This is a genomic window from Brucella gallinifaecis (genome assembly GCF_006476605.1).
In the GTDB taxonomy this organism is placed as follows: Bacteria; Pseudomonadota; Alphaproteobacteria; order Rhizobiales; family Rhizobiaceae; genus Brucella; species Brucella gallinifaecis.
Genome location: NZ_ML636800.1, coordinates 151,656 through 171,575, shown reverse-complemented (window position 1 = coordinate 171,575; position 19,920 = coordinate 151,656). Strand labels below are relative to the sequence as shown.

Here is a 19,920-nt window from a genome sequence, read left to right as displayed (position 1 = left end):
CCTTTTCGACGAAGTAGGCGGGCGGATGGGCCACATCCTTCGGACATCGAAATGACGTGACGATCTGCTGCGTCGAGCCGCTCAACCGGGGGAACCACCCCGGTCCTCATGTCTCTTCTTGCAGATCTTGTCATTTCAGATGCCATTCTCATAAAATTAATGGGTCCTGACCCTAAGGAGCAGGTTCTTGGGGAGGAGCCTGCTCCTTTTATATTCTGCAAGCATGAAAAAACCCCAGCAAACGCCGGGGTTTTCTCATATTTGTGATGCTCTGCTTATTCAGCAAGCCATTCCTTAATCCGCTCCGGGTGATCGGCAATATATTTGTCGACAGCCTTCTCATAAGACGTTTCCTGAGCATTGAACATTGCAGTTTCAAGCTCATCAATTGGAATGCTCATTTTGGCAAGCAGTGCTGCGGCCTTAGGATTGTCTTCCTTGAAACCCTTGCGCGTAATTGCATCCACATGCTCTGCGCCGCCCAAGGCACCTTCTGGATCAGCAATATAGCGAAGCTTGTATTTGCCGAACATCCAGTGCGGGCTCCAGGAAGTTGCTACAAACCATCCATCAGAACGCGTTGCACGATCAACTGTCGTTAACATCGCAGCTTCACTGGATACATTGAGCTTGTAATCCAACCCATATTTCTTGATCGCCTCTTCTGAAAGACGGGTCAGACCTGCGCCCGGATCAATACCCTGAATTTCACCTTTCAGCTTTTCACGAATTTCCGGCTTTTTCAGATCTTCAATTGAGCTGATTTCACTTTCAGGAATGTAATCTGGAACAATCCAGCCCAGTTTGGCGCCTTCATAAAGAGGTCCAAGGTTTTCGACTTTGTCTTCAACCCGCTTATAATAATCTGCGTGCGTTTCCGGCAACCATGCCATCAACATCGCATCAACATCACCACGGCTCACACCCTGATAAAGCGGTGCCACATCGGTCTGTATCAGCTCAACCTTCTGACCGAGATTGTCTTCGATCAGTTTGGCGGCAAGTTTTGTAACGAACTCAGCATCAGACCATGGAGCCCAGCCGATTTTCACCGTTTGATTATCCTGCGCGAAAGCTGATCCAACAGCCATACCACCTGCAACAACTGCTGCAAGACTTAACTTTGTCAGTTTACCTAACATAACTTCTCCTTTGATTTGAAAGAGTTCCCGTTATTTTTATGCCTGTTGATTACGAAGTGAGGCTGACGATTGTTCACCATCGGTCTTTTTTATGAGTGACAGCCTCTTGAAAAAGCCCAGCACCCCGCCTGAATTTCCTTTGCCGAAACTCTGTGTGATACGGTCAAGAATGACCGCCAGAATGACCACAGCAAGACCGCCTTCAAAGCCCTTGCCGACGTCCAGACGCTGAATGCCTGTCAGAACCGTATTGCCAAGGCCGCCTGCTCCGATCATCGAGGCGATAACCACCATTGAAAGCGACAGCATGATTGTCTGGTTCATGCCTGCCATGATTGATGGCATTGCATTGGGGAGCTGTACCTTGAAGAGCAATTGTCTGGATGTGCAACCGAATGCGAGACCAGCTTCAACGAATTCTGCATCTACCTGGCGAATACCGAGATTGGTCAGACGCACTACTGGTGGCATAGCGAAAATCACGGTTGCAATCGTACCCGGCACAGCGCCAAGACCGAAAAACATAGCAGCCGGAATAAGATACACGAATGCAGGCATTGTCTGCATGAGATCAAGAACCGGGCGAATAACGGATGCAACCGCATCACTGCGGGCCATTGCTATGCCAAGAGGAATACCGATTACAACCGCAATGATGGTGGAAGCCAGAACAAGTGAAAGGCTTTCCATCGTGCCGCTCCACAGCCCCATATGAATTATCAGGGCAAGGGCAAGAACAGCAAAGACTGCAAACTTCCAGCTTACACGCCATAAGGCCAGAAGTGTAAGAATTGCAACGCCACCATAGGGCGGAATAGCAAGAAGCGTGTTCTGAATGCTGTCTGTTACAAAGCCGATTGTAGCTGCGATAATGTCGAGTGCGGGGGTAAAATGATCGAGAATATAGTTGACGACTACATCTGCCCCACCGCCGATACTAAAATTAAAATCCATGGTTTACCGTCCATTTCAGATCGAGTTACCTATGGCTGGACTTATATGGTCCGTGACGGGATCAACCCCGAAGCCTGAGAGAAATAAGGCGCACAGATCAACCTGCGCGGCCAAGCGTTTCAAGCAATGCCGATTTACTGATTGCACCAAGATAACGATTATTCCTGTCGGTGACAGGAACAGGCCAGGGACTTTCCGCCACGCGCATCAGAAGTCCCGAAAGCGGTGCATCAGCCTGAATTGCCGCTGCCCCATCAAACTGATCATTTTCAGCCTTGAAACTGCCGTTACTGAGAGCATCGCGCGTAACTATACCGCGATAAATACGGTCCGCACCCAGCAACACGCCATAAGGCACTCCACTTGCATCAAGACGTTCAAGCGCAGAAGACAATTGCGTCGGATCAATAGTGATCAACTCGTCTTCGCGCACCACATCAGCTGCTTTGAAAACCCTTGAAACATTAACATTGCTGAAGAATGAGCGCACATAGTCATTCGCAGGTGCAGAAACGATTTCGTTTGGCGTACCCACCTGAACGACCTTGCCGTGCTGCATGATGCAGATACGATCACCAATCCGCATGGCTTCATCAAGATCATGACTGACGAAAATAACCGTGCGGCTGTGTTCAGCTTGCAGGCGTTTGAGTTCATCCTGCATCTCGGTGCGGATCAACGGGTCAAGTGCTGAAAAAGCTTCATCCATCAGTAGAATGGTCGGCTCGCTCGCCAGTGCTCTTGCAAGACCAACACGCTGCTTCATACCACCGGACAATTGGTCAGGCATCGAATGCGCATAAGGCTCAAGGCCGACCGCTGCAAGGGCTTTCAACGCATTCTCATGTCGTTCAGCCTCGCCTATTCCGGCCACTTCAAGGCCAAAAGCTGCATTGTTGAGCACAGAACGATTGGGAAGCAGTGCAAAGGACTGGAAGACCATGCTCATATCGCGGCGGCGAAGGTCAATCAGCTCGCGCTTGGACATTTTTACAATGTCACGACCATCAACCTCGATGGAACCGGAAGTTGGTTCTATCAGCCTATTAAGCAGGCGCAATAGTGTGGATTTACCTGAACCTGAGAGGCCCATAATTACGAATACTTCACCTTCTTTAATATCGAAGGTCGCGTTGTCCACACCGATTGTGGCCCCATGATCGCTGTGAATTTCAGCCTTTGATCTACCTGCAAGCAATTCTTGCATTGCAAGTTTCGGATCATCGCCAAAGACTTTAAACACGCTGTTTAAGCTTATTTTTGTCTTAGCTGGCGACTTCATACTTTCGTCCTTGTATAAAATACCATGCATTATGTTTAACCCCACTGTGCTGGTGGGTTTAATCTCCTTTTTATCATTTTTATTTCTTCATTCTTGCGCGAATTAGACATGCGCAACTTGCAGGCAATATGATGCCCGCAAAGAATGATTATCGAATGGTGTGATCTATTTATATAGGCCATTTCCAGACATGTCCACCCACAGTCACGGATTCATCCAAGCGCAGCTCATCCCCTTGATTGTTTTTGATGCGAGTGCGCGGCGAAATATAACGGTTGATGGATGTTATTTCGTATCTGGTTCATCACGCCAACCTGTGAAGAATAGTAGTCCTATGCAAGGCCGATATACGAACGGACTGCGACAAATATGCAATTAGCTGCGACATCAGACAAAATAGTATTATTAGAATATAGCTTTGCTTAATTTCAGTAAAATTGTATGATTATACTTATATCTGAACTATCCGGCCAGAGCTGAAAAGCGGCCACAGATCAGCTGCTTCATTCCTCAAAAAAGCAAATATATTCAAGATAATTTTCAGCTCTCAACCATATATCTGATGAAGCGGATAATCCGCCAATCAGGGTCGGCACAATGGTAAAAAATAAAGTGCCTTCCAGCCCGGTCGAGCGTAATTCTCACTGGTTTTTACAAAAATACCAATAAAATTTGGGGAGCTGTCCGCAGCATTGACGCTTATATCAATGTTCATATGCGCAGAAGATTCGGTATGTTTCATTGCTGCACTGGCTGGCATTTGTCAGTCATACCATAGCCATGGAGTTGCATCGCCATCTTATCAAAGGGCGGTTGCTTGGTGCCTTAAAGTAGAAAGGTGCGGATTTTTCCGCACCTTTCTTTCAATCAGATCGGCGCTCTAAATATTAGTTTTAACGCGCATCTTTGTCCGAAAACCGTTTCAAACTTTTCGAGATGCGCTCTAATTTGCCAGAAATGTTGAGATAAACGGCACATAAGTTACCAGAGCCAGCAGGATGAACAGCCCCAGATACATGCTGAATGCCTGACGGGTGAAATCTGCAACCCGCACTTTGGCAATATTACAGACCATCAGCATCACTGTACCAACCGGCGGGGTCAAGGTACCGATCGAAAGATTAATGATAACGATGATACCAAAATGCACCGGATCAATACCGAGAGCCTTGACTGTAGGCATCAGCAGCGGCACCAGAACGATCATCAGCGCCGTGCCTTCAATCAGCGCACCAAGGATTAAAAGGATCACATTGACGGCCAGCAGGAATGCATAGGGGTTACTGGTGAAAGACGAAATCAGCTGCATCAGCGACTGACCGGCCTGCTCCAGCGAAAACACCCATGCAAGTGCCGATGATGCCATGATGACGAGCATGACGGAAGCTGTGGATTTAGCGGTTTCGATCAGTGAATCCACCACATGCGACACGCGCATCTCGCGATAAATCACAAAACCGATAATCAGAACCAGCGTAACAGCAACCGCACCGGCTTCCGTCGGTGTGAAGATGTTCATTCGTATACCGCCGATAATCGCAAAAAGCAGCAGAACGGCAGGCCAGGCAGACGCAAGTGTCGATGCAACTTCAGCGCCGCTCATGCGCTTTTCACGGCTGGGTTTGTAACCGCGTTTTACCGAAGTGATATAGGCTGCTATCATCAAAATGACAGCGCCAAGAATGCCCGGCACGACACCAGCCATGAACATCTTGCCAATGGATACATCAGCGATAAGGCCATAGATAATAAGTGCAATACCCGGAGGAATGATCGGCGTGATCAGCGATCCTGCTGCGGTCACTGCACAGGAAAACGCCTTGTCATAGCCACGTTTGACCATTTCCGGCACCATCATGCGGGTCAGCATGGCGCTATCGGCAAGGTTTGAAGCACTCACACCACCCATCAGGGTAGACACCATGATATTGGTCAGTGCCATGCCCCCACGCATACGCCCCACCAGAATATCCGCAACCTTGATCAGTCGCTCCGCAATACCCGTATGCGACATCACTGTACCGAGCATTATGAAAAATGGAATAGCGAGAAGCGACGTATTCTGTGCCGGACTGATAAAGCGCTGCACAGCAATCGCTATCGGCATCTGATTGAAGAAGATGAAATATGTAAAGACGGCAATCAGAATGGCAACGTAAAGGCGCATGTTAAGCGCGATCAGTGCCAGCATAATAAGAACGATAGTTGTCAGATTCATGCCTTGCCTCCTGCGAAAACGGTGCGCAAGGACTTGAAAGCACCCGAAAACATGTAAACAGCGATAATCACGAAGCCAACGGGAACTGCAATATCGATCCAGAAATAGGAAACCCGAAGCACATCGGTAACTTTAAACTGTGCTGCAACCGAGAGCTTGTATCCTGCATAGGATACATAGAGCAGAAACAGCCCCGACAAAATCGAGATAATTGCATTTACGACATCACGAACCTTTTCCGAGAGAAGGTCTACCAGCATTGGAATAGCGAGGTGCTGATTGCTGCGTTCGGCAGCCACACTCCCCAGCATGACAATCCAGATCATCAGCAGACCGGCCATTTCCTCGGTCCATTGCAGAGGCTGATTCAACCAGTAGCGCATGACGACCGCAACGTTAAACATTACGAGCAGAATTAAAAGCGGTGCTGCGGCCAGCCACTCAATCAGTTTTTCAAAGTATTTCATCGGAATAATTCCATGACCGTACCATGTCGCAGCAAAAGCTGCGACATGGCCATGCCCAAACAGGGAGAGTTTAGTTTTTCAGCTCAGCCTGAATCTTTTCATAAAGACCAGGCGACCATTCCGGGAACTGCGTATAGACCTTTTCAGCCAAAGCTTTGAAAGGAGCACGGTCGACTTCAATCACCTCGACACCGGCTTCTTTCATCTTTTCGATCATTTCGTTGTCTTTTTCGATCGTGAGCTTCTGGCTGTAAAGACCGGCATCATAGGCGGTCTCATGGATCAGCTTGAGCTGTTCTTCCGGTAGTGTTGAAAAGAAAGCTTCACCACCAACGATCAGAGCCACATTGGTCAGATAGCCGACCTTGCTCAGATATTTGGCTTCTTCCTGGAATTTCTGGCCATAAAGGACCGAAATCGGGTTTTCAACGCCATCGATCACGCCCTGTGCAAGAGCCGGGAAGGTTTCACCCAACGGCATCGGGGTCGGTGTTGCCCCCATGGCTTCAAACGTCTTGATCTGCATAACGTTGTTCGGCACGCGGATCTTCATACCCTTGAGATCTTCAGGTGTATGGATCGGCTTCTTGGAAATGATCTGGCGGATACCATAAAGATAGTTCGGCATTACAATATGAATGCCCTTCTTCTTAAGTTCTTCGCTCTTTTCCTTGAACCATGGACCGTCATAAACCTTGAAAAGCTGTGCGGGATCATCGCTCAGGAACGGGCCATAAAGAACACCCAGATCGGGGTCATATTCAGCCAGAAAGCCAACGTCGGAAATAGTTACGACATTCAATCCCATCATCGCCTGCTCGGTCACATCCTTCTTGGAACCGAGCTGCGAGCTTGGATAAAGTTCAAGCGTGATTTCGCCATTGCTTCGCTTGGCAAGATCGTCTTTCCAGTAATGCATAACCTCATCAAAAGGTTCGCCCGGATTGTTTTCATAGGCAACCTTAATTGACACATTGGCTGCATAAGCTGCCATGCTGCCTGCCAGCAGCATGCTTGCGGCGATCATGCCGGTTACAAACTTTTTCATGTCAGTCCTCCCTTAGGGTTCTTACAAGTGGCCAATGGGCCGGTTTCCTCCACAAAATTCCTGCGCCCGTCCTTCTCGGGCGCAGAAACTTGTTTCGATTCAATTGCGTTCAATAATGATCTTCAGAACGTTGCGATCTCCATCCCAATAGGGCAGCGCCTGCTCCGCTTGTTCAAATGGAAACACCTTTGAAATAAGCAGGTCAGCATCGTCTCCAAGCTTTTCAAGATGCGCAATCACAGCTTCAAAATCGGTAAGTGTCGCGTTGCGCGAACCCATAATGTCAAGTTCCTTGAGATTAAAGAACTGGGTCTGATAGGTTACAGGCGACTTGGAATAGCCCACATAGACGACGCGCCCTGCAAAACCGGCAAGATCGACAGCCTGGGTAAAGGTAATCGGCAGGCCGACCGCTTCAAACGCAATATCAACACCGTCATCATTGGTGAGTTCCTGCACTTTCGCAACAACATCTTCCCCACCCGGCAAAACATGTATTGCACCAAGTTTTATCGCCAGTTCACGCTTTTCGGCACTTGGATCAATGGCGATCACTTTCGCTCCACGCGCCACAGCACCGATCAGCACACCCATGCCGATCATGCCGCAACCAAGAACTGCAACCGTATCACCAGCCTGAACGCGACCGCGTTCAACTGCATGAAAACCAACCGAAAGCGGCTCGACCAATGCGAGATGACGCGGTGCAAGCGTATCATTCAAAATAAGTTTTTCGGCAGGCAGAACGATCTGCTCCGCCAGCCCCCCATTCTGCTGGACGCCGAGCGTTTTGTTATAACGACAGGCATTCAGACGACCCTTGCGGCATGACGAGCACTGGCCGCAATTGGTATAAGGCAGCACGATAACGCGCTTTCCCTTGGCATAGGCTGCACTTACGCCCTCGCCCGCCTCAAGGATTTCGCCGCCAATTTCATGGCCTGGAATGCGTGGCAGTTCCACAAGCGGGTTAAGTCCCTTGAACGTATTCAGATCGCTGCCGCAAAGTCCTACATGTTTCACACTTACCCGGACATGACCGGGCAAGAGGGGTGCTTCGGGAATATCAGCAAAACGGGTTACGTTTTCGCTCTCGATACGCAGAGCTTTGACCATCGGAAATTCCTGTCATTCTTTATTGCATGAAGCAGATCAGGTAACAGCACCAACCTGCCAGGGTACGAATTCATTGTCGCCATAGTCATAGATTTCACTCAGCGTTTTCTGACCGGAGGCGACTGCGATAATGTGTTCAAAAATACGCGTGCCGGACTCTTCGATGGTTTCATCGCCGGTAACAATGCCACCGCAATTGAAGTCCATATCTTCCTTCATGTGTTCATACATTTCGGAATTGGTCGCGATCTTGATGCAAGGCGCCGGCTTGAAGCCCGAAACCGAACCCCGCCCTGTGGTAAAGCAGATCACGTTACAACCGCCCGCCACCTGTCCGGTCACGGCAACCGGATCATAGCCCGGCGTATCCATGAAGGTGAAACCCTGTTCAGTTACGGTTTCAGCAAATTCATAAACGGCCTTGAGAGGCATGGAGCCGCCCTTGGCAACAGCACCCAGCGACTTTTCAAGAATAGTGGTCAGACCACCAAGCTTGTTTCCGTGCGATGGATTGTTGTTCAGCTCGTCACCATTGCGAGCCGTGTAATCGCGCCACCAGTCGATACGCTGGAGAAGCTTTTCCGCAACCGCAGGCGTAACCGCACGGCGTGTGAGCAGATGTTCCGCACCATAAATTTCCGGCGTTTCTGCCAAAACGGTGGTGCCGCCATTGCGCACGATCAGATCAGACGCATAGCCCAGAGCAGGGTTTGCAGAAATGCCGGAATATCCATCCGAGCCACCGCATTCCAATGCCAGTTTCAGCTTTGACAAAGGCTGCGGCGTGCGCCTGGCAGCATTTACCAGCGGCAGCATTTCCTTGATCTCGGCAATCGCATGATCAATGGTCTTGCGCGTGCCGCCTTGCTGCTGGATCGTCATGGTGCGCAGGCGCGCACTTTCTTCCATGCGATAATGTTCCATGATCGGCGCAATCTGGTTGGTCTCGCAACCAAGGCCAATCAGCAAAATACCACCAAAATTCGGGTGTTTTGCATAGCCCTGAATGGTGCGCGTCAGCAGGCGATAACCTTCCGATTTGGTGTTAAGCGCACAGCCGCTTCCATGGGTGAGGGCTACCACGCCATCAACATTATCAAAGCCATCCAGACCGCCCATACGGTTGAAATAATCCGCAATGTAACGAGAGACGGTTGCTGAGCAATTTACCGATGAAATGACACCGATATAATTGCGCGTACCGGCACCGCCAAAACCGCGGTCATAGCCCATGAAATGGCGGCGCTCTGCTTCAGGCAGCATGCCGCGTTCTTCAATATCGACCGAAAACTGATGTTCATGTTCAGACGGCAGCATTGCAAGATTGTGCAAATGCACATGCTCGCCTACCGCAATATCCTGCGTTGCAACGCCAATCACCTGGCCATATTTATGCACTTCCCTGCCTTGCGGGATGGCATGTAACGCGACTTTATGGCCGCGCCCTATCAGATTGCGTGCGATCACATCACCAAAGCCAATCGGATCGCCTGCGCGAACCGATATACGCGCAACCGCCACATCATCGGACGGATGTAAAAGGATTACCGGCGTCACAGCCGAGACAGCTTTGTCGTTCATAATTCTGACCTCATTCCCAAGATCGCAACAGCGATGATTACCAACCCTATTCCCGAGGTTCGTTTTCCATCCACCGCTGCTTCGATGTATCCAGATGCGTTCGCATTGCTGCCTGCGCCAGAAGCGGATCCCGCGCTTCGAGTGCAGCATAAATCTTTTCATGCTCGGCCAAAGCCAGCGCCCATGTTTCGACATTCTCGTAACGGGTGCGCATTTGAGCGGTCAGCGGACTGTGCCGCTCGTCAAACAGATCACGAACAATGCGTGAAATAACTGAATTGCCTGATTCTGCAGCAATGATCAGATGAAACTGGCGATCCAGTTCAATCGGCTTGCGCTCAGCTTCAATCTGTAAACACATCGCATCGAGATTGCCACGCAAACGCTCCAGCGTTTCCGCGGTAATCTGGCTGCAAGCCATGATCACTGCACTGCCTTCAACAAGCGAGCGTGCCTGCATGATTTCCACCGGGCTTTCACCAATGGACCCGCCCTGCGCTGGAATCCGCGTTTCCTCTGAAGCAACATAAATACCGGACCCCATGCGTATTTCGACATTTCCCGCAATTTCAAGCGCTATAAGCGCTTCACGCAAGGAAGGTCGCGACACACCAAGTTGCTGCGCAAGTTCACGCTCGGCGGGAAGTCTGCTTCCAGCTGGAAAATATTCTTCACGGATCAGTTGCCGGACCCGGTCAGCAATTTGTTGGTAAAGTCTCCGCGGTTCCGCGGAGTTAATATGCTCGCTCATGCTCTCTCCCAAATTGGCCTTACCATATTTTGAAGCCGCAAAAAGTGCAATATTACTTAAACACATGTAATTATTACATATTGGCATTCATGTCAGTTTTGTCGCACCATGCTTTCGATTGTTTACAAAGAGTGGCTTGACCAATTTTATCCGCTAACGTAGCTATTTCCTGACAATTCAGGGAGGAATGAATGACCATCCAGCCATCGATTCTACAGTTTGGAACGAGCCGTTTCCTGCTCGGACATGCCGATTTTTTCATCTCACAAGCCCTTGAAAAACAAGAAGCGATAGGGACAATTGCCATTGTCCAGACGACAGATAATCCAGAAAGCTCGCGCCGTATCAAGGCTCTCAACAGTGGTGACGGCTATCCGGTTATCATTCGGGGACTGGCCGATGGCAAGGTTATTGACCAGACATATCAGTCCAGAAGCGTAAGTAGCGCTTATTCAGCTCATAGCGACTGGCAGACAATCCGCACTCTTGCCACACAGGTTCAGGTGATCCTGTCCAATACGGGAGACAAAGGTTTCGCGCTTGATGCTGCAGACGATGTATCCCTGTTAAGCGAAACAGATCGTCTGCCAAAAAGCTTTCCTGCCAAATTGCTTGTGCTGCTGCATCATCGCTGGCAGATCAATCCCGACGCATCCCTGTCGATTTTCCCCTGTGAGCTGATCTCACGCAATGGTGACAAACTACGTTCGATTATACTTGATCTTGCTGAAAGCTGGAGCTTGCCAAAAGCTTTCACACAATGGATTGACAGCACATGTGTCTTTGCCAACAGCCTTGTTGACCGCATTGTATCAGAGCCTGTCGACCCGGTTGGCGCCATTGCTGAACCCTATGCAATTTGGGCCATTGAACAGGCAGAAGGACTAACCCTGCCCTGCACACATCCTGATATTGTGGTAACGGACAATCTCGCCCTTTATGAGCATCTCAAGCTCTATCTGCTTAATCTCGGACATAGTTTCATTGCTGAACAATGGTTGACCGGCAATCGTCCAAAGGACGAAATTGTGCTGGAAGCCATGCAGGATGAAACGATCAGCAAGGAACTTGAGGCGCTCTGGCGTGAAGAAGTTCTTCCGGTTTTTGCCGCCGATGGTCTGGGCGAACAGGCGGAAGCCTATGTTGTTAGCGTACGCGAACGCTTTCTCAATCCATATCTCAAGCACCGCATATCCGATATTGCTTCAAACCATGCGGAAAAGAAACAGCGCCGTTTTATACCTGTCATTGCTCGTGCGAAGGAACTCGGCCTCGATCTGAAACAGCCTCGCCTGAGAGCGGCTGTCGGCTGATCCAGTCATTCAGCTCTATCTCGGCACGCTCCAGCGCACTGTAATTCAAAAGCTTACGCAAAAGCGCAACCGTCACAGCGCGGGCACGGAGGTTGAAACGCCCCTCCTCCGGCTCGCCTTTTTCCTGATAAACTCCAAGCTTTTCATAGAGTTGCTGCAATCTGTTCTGAACACTTCTAAGCGACAGGTTGCGACGGCGTGCAATCACACGATCCGTCAGGCCCAGGGCTATATCAATCAGGATTTCATATTCGCTTTCGCTAAAACCGCTTGTGTGGCCAAGGCTTTTTTGCTGCAATCCACGCACTTCGCGATCGATCACGCATTGCGCCTCGACAAAAATACTGCGCAATGCCAGCCGCAATTTATCATCTGAAGCCGATTTCAATACATAGCCATAAGCAGCGCCTTCCGGCACAATACGCGAGACACCACGTACATAGGCTTCATCCGCATAATTCGACCAGAACAAAATCCGGGTTTCAGGATTTTCCTTCCAGATGGTGCGTGCGGCTTCAATACCATTACGCCCACTCATTTGCAGATCCATTACGATATGCGCAGCACGATGCATTCGTGCAAGCTTCTCACCGCTTGAACCATTATCCGCTTCCATCACATCCACGCATTCCGGCAATGCGGCGCGGATTGCTTCACCCAGATAGGTGCGATGCAACGGATCATCTTCTACGATCAAAACCTGCATCTTACCCTCCATTTGCTTCAGATATTGCCGGTGGCAAATGAATGCTCACACATGTACCGCTGCCCTCCGCATTTTTTCTGATAGAAAAATTTGCCGAAATGAGACGTGAGCGCGTGCGCATATTATCAATGCCGTGCCCTATGCGCTGCACCTGCCGTTCCATGCCAATACCATCATCCATGATCTCAACCAGAAGACGTCCGCCCTTATCACGCAGACGAACGCGGAGTTCTCCGGCCATAGCATGTCTTATCGCATTGTTGATAGCTTCCTGCACAATGCGGAAAAGAGACGTCGCAACCGTCTCTTCAAGACTTTCCATCATGCCATTGCTCTGGTCATCCAGAAACCACTTAATAACAGCACCACTTTCACGGATCGAACGGTCAAGATGGTTCTCCGTTGCCTGCGCAAAACCAAACAGCTGAAGCACAGAAGGTTTTGCTTCTTCAATGATTTGGCGCAGATCCTGCATACAGTGCTGCAAGCCACGAAACAACGGTTCAAGCTGTTCACCGGAGAGGTCGGGCGAACGTGTCAGCCGCTCGACATGACGCGCTAATCGCGTAAGATCAGCGAGCGTCTGATCATGCAAATCCATGCCGATTCGATGCCGTTCAATCTCCAGAGCCTCCGTGAGTTTAAGGGCGCCAAAACGCAAACCTTCTTCACGCGCCCGCGCTTCCGTCTCGACAATCGCCGAACGTTTTGCCTGTTCTGCTGCACGGATTGCAAAAAAATATGGCGTCAGAAGATCTGCAATTGATTGCGCATTTTCCACATCGCGCATCGAATAGCTGCCCGTTTGTAAACTTGAGCAACTCAGTGCACCGATAATATCACCCTGGGCTTTCAATGGCACATGCAAACGGGCTTTGAGGTCATGCTTGATGATCGGTGTCGAAAAAGCGCCATCAAAATGAAAGCGCGGATCAATACGGGCATCATCCGTAAGCAGATATTCAACCTCACCGGACAGAAGCGTGCGAATTGGGCTTCCCGACAACAACGCTGGCGAGTTCCCGCTCCAGGCTGTGTCTATCCCGTTTTCATAGGCAATATGAAACTTGCCATCAATCATCTTGATACAAACATCAAGGTGGTCATAAGGCAGGATATAATTAATCTCGGCAGCGACTGCCTGAATAATGGAATCAAAATCGAGCTGTCCTGCCAGCAATCTGGAAATATTCAGATATCGATCAAGCAGATGCGCAGGCGATAGTTCCATCAAACAGCTCTCCTCCCAAATAAAGATTGCTTCGGTCTTATAATAAGCTGCTTTTCTATCGGTTCGTCTTGCGGGTTTCCGCAATCATAATGCAAGAACCCGCAAGATGATTGCTTTGATCAGCCTTCACAGTGCAGCACATTTATTTCATTCTTGCTTCACCAGAAAAGAGCTCGCAAGACAACAGAAAATGTCATTGGTGAGCTGGTGCTGTTGAGGAGCAGCGGTGCGGGAGGCTTCGCGCCATTTTACAAGTTCAAACGATCTGCATCGTTTTCAGACGCTGTAGAACGAATTTTTACAACCGGGAGGAATAAAATGAAGCTTGGGAAAATTCTTTTGGCGTCTGCTGCATTGGCCGCTCTTATGGCGAGCGGCAGCGCATTTGCCGATACATCATCAAAAAAGATCGCTTTCTCCAATAATTATGCCGGCAATTCATGGCGTCAGGCCATGCTGCAAAGCTGGGACAAGGTGACAAAGGAAGCCGTCAATACAGGCATAGTTTCAGCCGCTGATGCTTTCACCACGGCTGAAAATCAGGCTACGGAACAAGCCGCACAAATTCAGAACATGATCCTTCAGGGATATGATGCCATCGTCATCAATGCCGCATCGCCAACAGCGCTTAACGGTGCCGTCAAGGAAGCCTGTGATGCTGGCATTACAGTTGTTTCTTTCGATGGTATTGTGACGGAACCTTGCGCATGGCGCATTGCGGTTGACTTCAAGGCTATTGGTGAAGGCCAGATCGATTATCTTGCAAAACGCTTGCCGGAAGGCGGAAACCTGCTTGAAATTCGCGGACTTGCAGGCGTTTCCGTTGATGATGAAATACATGCTGGCATAGAAGAAGGTGTAAAGAAGCATCCAAAGTTCAAGATCGTTGGTTCTGTCCATGGCGATTGGGCTGCGGATGTTGCGCAACGCGCTGTCGCCGGTGTTTTACCAAGTCTGCCGAAAATTGATGCCGTCGTAACACAAGGCGGTGACGGATATGGTGCAGCACAGGCTTTTGCCGCTGCAAAGCGTGAAACGCCAATCATCATCATGGGCAACCGTGAAGACGAATTGCAGTGGTGGAAACAGCAAAAAGATGCCAATGGTTACGAAACCATGTCGGTTTCGATTGCTCCAGGTGTTTCAACACTTGCTTTCTGGGTCGCACAGCAGATTCTTGACGGCAAGGAAGTCAAGAAAGACCTCGTCGTTCCCTTCCTGAGCATCACGCAGGACACGCTCGACAAGGAACTGGGCAACACGCAGAAGGGCGGCGTCGCGAATGTCGAATATTCGCTGGAAGATGCTCAAAAGGTCATTGCTGACGCAAAATAGAACCTTCTTTCCAAAGGGCAGACAGGGAATGTCTGCCCTCCCTTATCTCCAATACAGTTCGGATGCATGTCTCATTCAATCGACAAAAGCGAGGTTGTCGCCGCACGCAATATTCGCGTGCAGTTCGGTGCAGTAAAAGCATTGGATGGCGCTGAACTCGTAATCCATGAAGGTGAATGTGTGGGGCTTGTCGGCCATAATGGCGCAGGCAAATCCACCATCGTCAATGTCATAAATGGTGGGCTTTCTCCGCATGAGGGCACTCTCTCCTATCATGGCGAAACCGGCCATGGTGTAGCCACTGCACGCAAACATGGCATACGCTGCGTCTTTCAGGAATTATCGCTTTTTCCCAATCTGACAATTGCCGAAAATGTCCGCATCATGCAACGCGACCTGACAGGTGCGAACTGGCGCGGCAAAGCTGTTGATCTCATTGCCAGAAAGCTCAACGAAATTTTCCCCGGCCATAAAATTGATTGTGCTGCAACGGTCGATGAACTTTCGATTGCCGAGCGGCAAATGGTGGAAATCGCAATTAACTTCACAGCACCCGGATCATCACCCAGGCTTGTCATACTTGATGAACCCACTTCATCGCTTGATGCTGGCATCGCCGCCCAGCTGATGACTTATGTCCGCAGCTTCGTCAGCACTGGTGGCTCGGTTATTCTCATATCACATATGCTCGGAGAAATTCTTTCGACCTCTGACCGTATTGTCGTCATGAAAGACGGCAAGGTTGTCGCCAATCGTGAAGCTGGCGAATTCACAAACCGCAGCCTTGTCGAGGCGATGGGCAGCGTTGAACGTGAAAAAACCGCTCGTCGTATTGCAACAACCGATACAACAAGCCAGCCTGTTCTGCGTGCACAAAAACGCCCCAACGACATCAAGCCGTTTCAGGCTTTCAAAGGCGAAGTTATAGGTCTTGCAGGCCTTGCCGGTCATGGCCAGACAAAAATGCTGCTTGATCTCTATTATGCTCGACGGCCAAACTGGTTGCCGGCACGCAATTGCGAGATTGCTTTCGTAGCGGGTGATCGCAGCTTGAACGGTACATTTCCACTCTGGAGTATTCTGCACAATCTCACCATCAGCTCGCTTGATCGCCTTTCATCGTTAAAACTTGTCGATCAGACGCAGGAAGATCAGCTTGGCAATCAATGGAAAGACAAAATCCAGATCCGTACACCGGATATGGGCAATCGCATATTATCGCTTTCCGGTGGCAATCAGCAAAAAGTTCTTTTCGCCCGTGCACTTGCCACGAGTGCAGGCTCTATCCTGATGGATGACCCCATGCGCGGTGTTGATGTCGGCACCAAACAGGAAGTCTATGAAATCCTGCGCAATGAAGCTGAAAAAGGCCGAACCTTTGTCTGGTACTCTACCGAAATGGACGAGATAGAATTGTGTGATCGCGTCTATGTCTTCCGGGACGGTGCAATCGTGACAGAACTTATCGGCGACGAAATTACGGAAAAAAACGTGCTTGCTGCATCCTTTGAGGGAGGACACGAATAATGCGTCTTTCCGCTTCATCTCTTCGCCTGCTCACGCCGGTTTTCTCGCTTGTGCTGCTATTGGCTGCAGTTTTCTACATGCAACCGCGTGCGATGAGCTATACCGGCCTCAACCTGTTGTTCAATCTGGCAGTGCCGATTGCGCTCGCAACCATCGCACAGATGCTCATCATGGCAGTCAACGACCTTGACCTGTCGATGGGAACGTTCGTGAGTTTTGTGGTCTGTGTTGCCGCAACCTATCTCAATACCGATCCCGTGATCGGTGTTCTGATCCTTGCGGCCGCAATCGCAACCTATGCAGCACTGGGGGCCATTATCCACCTGCGCAATCTGCCTTCCATTGTCGTGACACTTGGTATGAGCTTTGTCTGGGGTGGACTGGCTGTTTTGCTTTTACCATCTCCTGGTGGTCAGGCACCTGACTGGGCACGGTGGATTATGACAACGAAGCCCCCCTTTGTGCCTATGGCCATTGTCGCAAGCATACTGATTGCCATCGTGACACATTTCATCGTCATGCGCACAACCTTTGGTGTTTTGATGCGTGGTGCCGGTGGCAATAACCGTTCGATCGAACGTGCAGGCTGGTCTATCACTGCCATCCGCGCCGGAACTTACGCACTTGCCGCTTTCTTTGCTATTCTTGCCGGTATCGCCCTTGTAGGTCTTACAACTTCGGCAGATGCCAATATCGCGCTGCGTTATACCCTGCTTTCAATTGCCGGTGTTATTTTGGGCGGCGGCGAATTCGTAGGCGGACGCATTTCACCCATAGGTGCCGTCATTGGCGCATTGACACTCACACTTGCAGGTTCATTTCTTTCCTTCATGCGCATTTCTCCCGATTGGCAGATTGGTGCACAGGGGGGAATCCTCATTCTGGTTCTTGCGCTACGCCTCTTCCTCAATCGCCTCGACCGTCAGGGGAAAAAGCAATGAACGCGGTTACACTTCTCACAAATCGTCCTTGGATATGGTCATTTATTGCAACCATAGCTGTCTGGATCATAACCATATTATTTACCGGCGGAAGCGGCGCTGCAGGACTGTCTCATGCTGCCTTCACCTTCGCATCCTTCTCGGTGATCGTTGGTCTGGGGCAGATGTTTGTAATCACACTCGGCCCCGGGAATATCGATCTCTCCGTGCCTGCAACCATGACCCTTGCTGCAACACTGGCACTCAAATTGATGGACTCGCACGACAGCATGGTGCTGGCGGGGCTTGCAGTGGCGCTCTTTATTGGTCTTGGCATTGGCATTTGCAATTATGCGCTGATCAAACTGCTGCGTATTCCGCCCATTATAGCCACCCTGTCGATGAGCTTCCTGATCCAGTCAACGGCTATATGGAGCAATCGCGGCTTACGCGTAAAGCCTCCTGAAGTGCTGGCGCAATTCACCACTTCGTCCATCTATGGCATTCCCAATGTAGCAATCGTGGCGCTGCTTCTGTCGGTCCTGGGCTGGGTTCTTCTCAAGAAAAGCATTTATGGCCGCTGGATTTCAGCAATCGGGCAAAACCCGTTCGCGGCCCGTATGGCAGGTGTTCCGGTTGATGGTACACGCTTCATCACCTATCTGCTCTGTGCGGTTCTGGCTTCGCTCTGTGGTTTCCTGCTGGCCTGCTTCTCAGGCGGTGCTGCACTCAATATGGGGACTGAATATCTTCTTATGTCGATTGCAGTCGTCATTATCGGCGGCACAGCTGTTGCGGGTGGCGATTCCAATATCCCTGGTATTTGGGGTGCAGCGCTCTTCATGTTTCTTATAGTTTCAATGCTCAACACCTATGGTTTTGGCGCCGGTGTGCGTCTGGTCCTGACAGGGCTTACCATCATTGCGGTTATTTTCCTTGCCAGCAGCCGCAGGCCTGAGCGTTAAACAGCATTCCCCGGAGTAATTTCCTTGTCGCAAAATCCTTCTATTTACGAAATTCATGATAACCGTTTCAAACAGATGATCGTGCCGAGCGCCAGTCTTGACGAACTTTACAGCGATTGTCGCTGGGCTGAGGGGCCAATCTGGTTCGGAGATATGAACTGCCTGCTATGGAGCGATATACCCAATCAACGTATTTTGCGCTGGCTGCCGGACAGTGGTGTTTCCACCTTCCGCCAACCTTCCAACTTCGCCAATGGCAATACGCGCGACCGTGAAGGACGGCTTGTCTCCTGTGAACATGGCGGTCGTCGTGTCACCCGCACGGAAGTCGATGGCAGCATAACCGTCATTGCAGACAGCTATCAGGGCAAAAAACTCAACGCGCCGAATGATGTTATTGTGCGTTCTGATGGCAGCATCTGGTTTACCGACCCGACCTACGGCATTATGGCAGATTATGAAGGCTATAAGGCAGAACCCGAGCAGCCAACCCGCAATGTCTATCGTTTTGACCCTGAAAGTAACGAGCTAACGGCTGTTATAACAGACTTTGAACAGCCCAACGGACTGGCCTTTTCGCCGGATGAAACCAGACTTTTTGTGGCTGACAGTGCCTATAGTCATGATGAAACAGCGCCCCGTCATATCCGTGTTTTTGATGTTGCAGACAATGGAAAACGTGTCACCGGCGGCAAGGTGTTTTGCACAATTGACAATGGTTTGCCGGATGGCTTTCGCCTCGACACCGCGGGCAATCTGTGGTCCAGCGCGGGCGATGGCGTACATTGCTTCTCGCCAGAAGGCGAATTGCTCGGCAAAATCAGAACACCACAGACTGTCGCAAACATTACCTTTGGCGGGCCACGCCGTAACCGGCTTTTTATAGCGGCGACCAAATCATTATATGCGATCTATCTCACAGTAACCGGTGCTCAGCATCCATAAATTAACGGCGACCTGTCAAATGTCAGGCCGCCGCTCAATATACTTACAATATTTATTTTTAATATAACATTCGCCACATACTTGTTTATGGACCTGCCTTTGCAGAAACAAGTATGCCAATTATTTATACTTCATCCAAAGTGAACCATAGCGGACCCACAAATCCGTTATGGTTCTTACATTCAATCTCTAGAATAACTGCACAATCAAAATATGATTATTTCAGTTATTCTAGTGACATTCTCTCAATGAAGAGAATGCTCGCCTGAATGCAACATGGTGTCGTATAATCAAACTGTCAACAAAATGGAAACAGATTGTTAACACCGGCGCTCACAATATCGTGATAATCCTAAGTAAAAAACACATATTTTGTGTTTTTCACAGATATATCTGCACCATATATGAGTATAATCTTA

The 19,920-nt window shown here is 49.8% G+C and carries 17 protein-coding genes; 6 read left to right on the top strand and 11 right to left on the bottom strand.

The window, feature by feature from the left end; translation table 11 throughout:
- Positions 1–275: 275 nt before the first annotated feature.
- From FHY56_RS00775 to FHY56_RS00735, 9 genes are all read right to left on the bottom strand, one after another.
- Positions 276–1,142 (bottom strand): glycine betaine ABC transporter substrate-binding protein, encoded by an 867-nt coding sequence (locus FHY56_RS00775; RefSeq protein WP_140903274.1) that lies wholly within the window; start codon positions 1,140–1,142, stop codon positions 276–278.
- Between the two features lie 36 nt (positions 1,143–1,178).
- Entirely contained in the window at positions 1,179–2,096 is a 918-nt protein-coding gene (locus tag FHY56_RS00770; RefSeq protein WP_140903273.1) for an ABC transporter permease, read from the bottom strand.
- Between the two features lie 97 nt (positions 2,097–2,193).
- The gene (gene proV / locus FHY56_RS00765) at positions 2,194–3,378 is read right to left on the bottom strand and encodes a glycine betaine/L-proline ABC transporter ATP-binding protein ProV (protein ID WP_140903272.1); all 1,185 of its coding nucleotides are present in this window, start codon (positions 3,376–3,378) and stop codon (positions 2,194–2,196) included.
- A 943-nt stretch (positions 3,379–4,321) separates the two neighbouring features.
- The gene (locus FHY56_RS00760; protein ID WP_140903271.1) at positions 4,322–5,596 is read right to left on the bottom strand and encodes a TRAP transporter large permease; all 1,275 of its coding nucleotides are present in this window, start codon (positions 5,594–5,596) and stop codon (positions 4,322–4,324) included.
- Positions 5,593–6,063 carry a TRAP transporter small permease gene (locus FHY56_RS00755; protein WP_140903270.1) on the bottom strand — a complete coding sequence of 157 codons (471 nt, stop codon included), beginning with the start codon at positions 6,061–6,063 and terminating at the stop codon, positions 5,593–5,595. Before FHY56_RS00755 ends, FHY56_RS00760 begins: the two co-directional genes overlap by 4 nt.
- Before the next feature lie 70 nt (positions 6,064–6,133).
- A complete protein-coding gene (locus FHY56_RS00750) occupies positions 6,134–7,111 on the bottom strand; it encodes a C4-dicarboxylate TRAP transporter substrate-binding protein (protein WP_140903269.1) in 978 nt (325 codons plus the stop codon).
- 99 nt (positions 7,112–7,210) lie between these two features.
- Positions 7,211–8,227, bottom strand: a complete 1,017-nt coding sequence (locus FHY56_RS00745) for a zinc-binding alcohol dehydrogenase family protein (protein ID WP_140903268.1) — start codon at positions 8,225–8,227, stop codon at positions 7,211–7,213.
- A gap of 36 nt (positions 8,228–8,263) precedes the next feature.
- Positions 8,264–9,808 carry a UxaA family hydrolase gene (locus FHY56_RS00740; protein ID WP_140903267.1) on the bottom strand — a complete coding sequence of 515 codons (1,545 nt, stop codon included), beginning with the start codon at positions 9,806–9,808 and terminating at the stop codon, positions 8,264–8,266.
- A 46-nt stretch (positions 9,809–9,854) separates the two neighbouring features.
- Positions 9,855–10,559: a FadR/GntR family transcriptional regulator gene (locus FHY56_RS00735; protein WP_140903266.1), complete on the bottom strand. Its 705-nt coding sequence runs from the start codon at positions 10,557–10,559 to the stop codon at positions 9,855–9,857.
- Between the two features lie 191 nt (positions 10,560–10,750).
- Between FHY56_RS00735 and FHY56_RS00730 the strand changes: the two genes are divergently transcribed.
- Positions 10,751–11,872, top strand: coding sequence for a mannitol dehydrogenase family protein (locus FHY56_RS00730; RefSeq protein ID WP_140903265.1), 1,122 nt, complete (start codon positions 10,751–10,753; stop codon positions 11,870–11,872).
- Here the strand turns inward: FHY56_RS00730 and FHY56_RS00725 are convergent.
- Together FHY56_RS00725 and FHY56_RS00720 are read right to left on the bottom strand one after the other, a co-directional pair.
- Positions 11,805–12,578 (bottom strand): response regulator transcription factor, encoded by a 774-nt coding sequence (locus FHY56_RS00725; RefSeq protein WP_140903264.1) that lies wholly within the window; start codon positions 12,576–12,578, stop codon positions 11,805–11,807. The two genes, FHY56_RS00730 and FHY56_RS00725, sit on opposite strands and share 68 nt — an antisense overlap.
- A gap of 1 nt (position 12,579) precedes the next feature.
- Positions 12,580–13,812, bottom strand: coding sequence for a GAF domain-containing sensor histidine kinase (locus FHY56_RS00720; RefSeq protein ID WP_140903263.1), 1,233 nt, complete (start codon positions 13,810–13,812; stop codon positions 12,580–12,582).
- Between the two features lie 315 nt (positions 13,813–14,127).
- Between FHY56_RS00720 and FHY56_RS00715 the strand changes: the two genes are divergently transcribed.
- The 5 genes from FHY56_RS00715 (at position 14,128) to FHY56_RS00695 (ending at position 19,501) form a co-directional block, all read left to right on the top strand.
- Positions 14,128–15,144, top strand: coding sequence for an ABC transporter substrate-binding protein (locus FHY56_RS00715; protein ID WP_140903262.1), 1,017 nt, complete (start codon positions 14,128–14,130; stop codon positions 15,142–15,144).
- Positions 15,145–15,210: 66 nt separating this feature from the next.
- Entirely contained in the window at positions 15,211–16,671 is a 1,461-nt protein-coding gene (locus tag FHY56_RS00710) for a sugar ABC transporter ATP-binding protein (protein ID WP_140903261.1), read from the top strand.
- Entirely contained in the window at positions 16,671–17,612 is a 942-nt protein-coding gene (locus FHY56_RS00705; RefSeq protein WP_140903260.1) for an ABC transporter permease, read from the top strand. The genes FHY56_RS00710 and FHY56_RS00705 overlap by 1 nt, the downstream gene beginning before the upstream one ends.
- Positions 17,609–18,556 (top strand): ABC transporter permease, encoded by a 948-nt coding sequence (locus FHY56_RS00700; RefSeq protein WP_140903259.1) that lies wholly within the window; start codon positions 17,609–17,611, stop codon positions 18,554–18,556. The genes FHY56_RS00705 and FHY56_RS00700 overlap by 4 nt, the downstream gene beginning before the upstream one ends.
- Before the next feature lie 75 nt (positions 18,557–18,631).
- Positions 18,632–19,501, top strand: a complete 870-nt coding sequence (locus FHY56_RS00695; RefSeq protein ID WP_140903534.1) for an SMP-30/gluconolactonase/LRE family protein — start codon at positions 18,632–18,634, stop codon at positions 19,499–19,501.
- Positions 19,502–19,920: the final 419 nt, after the last annotated feature.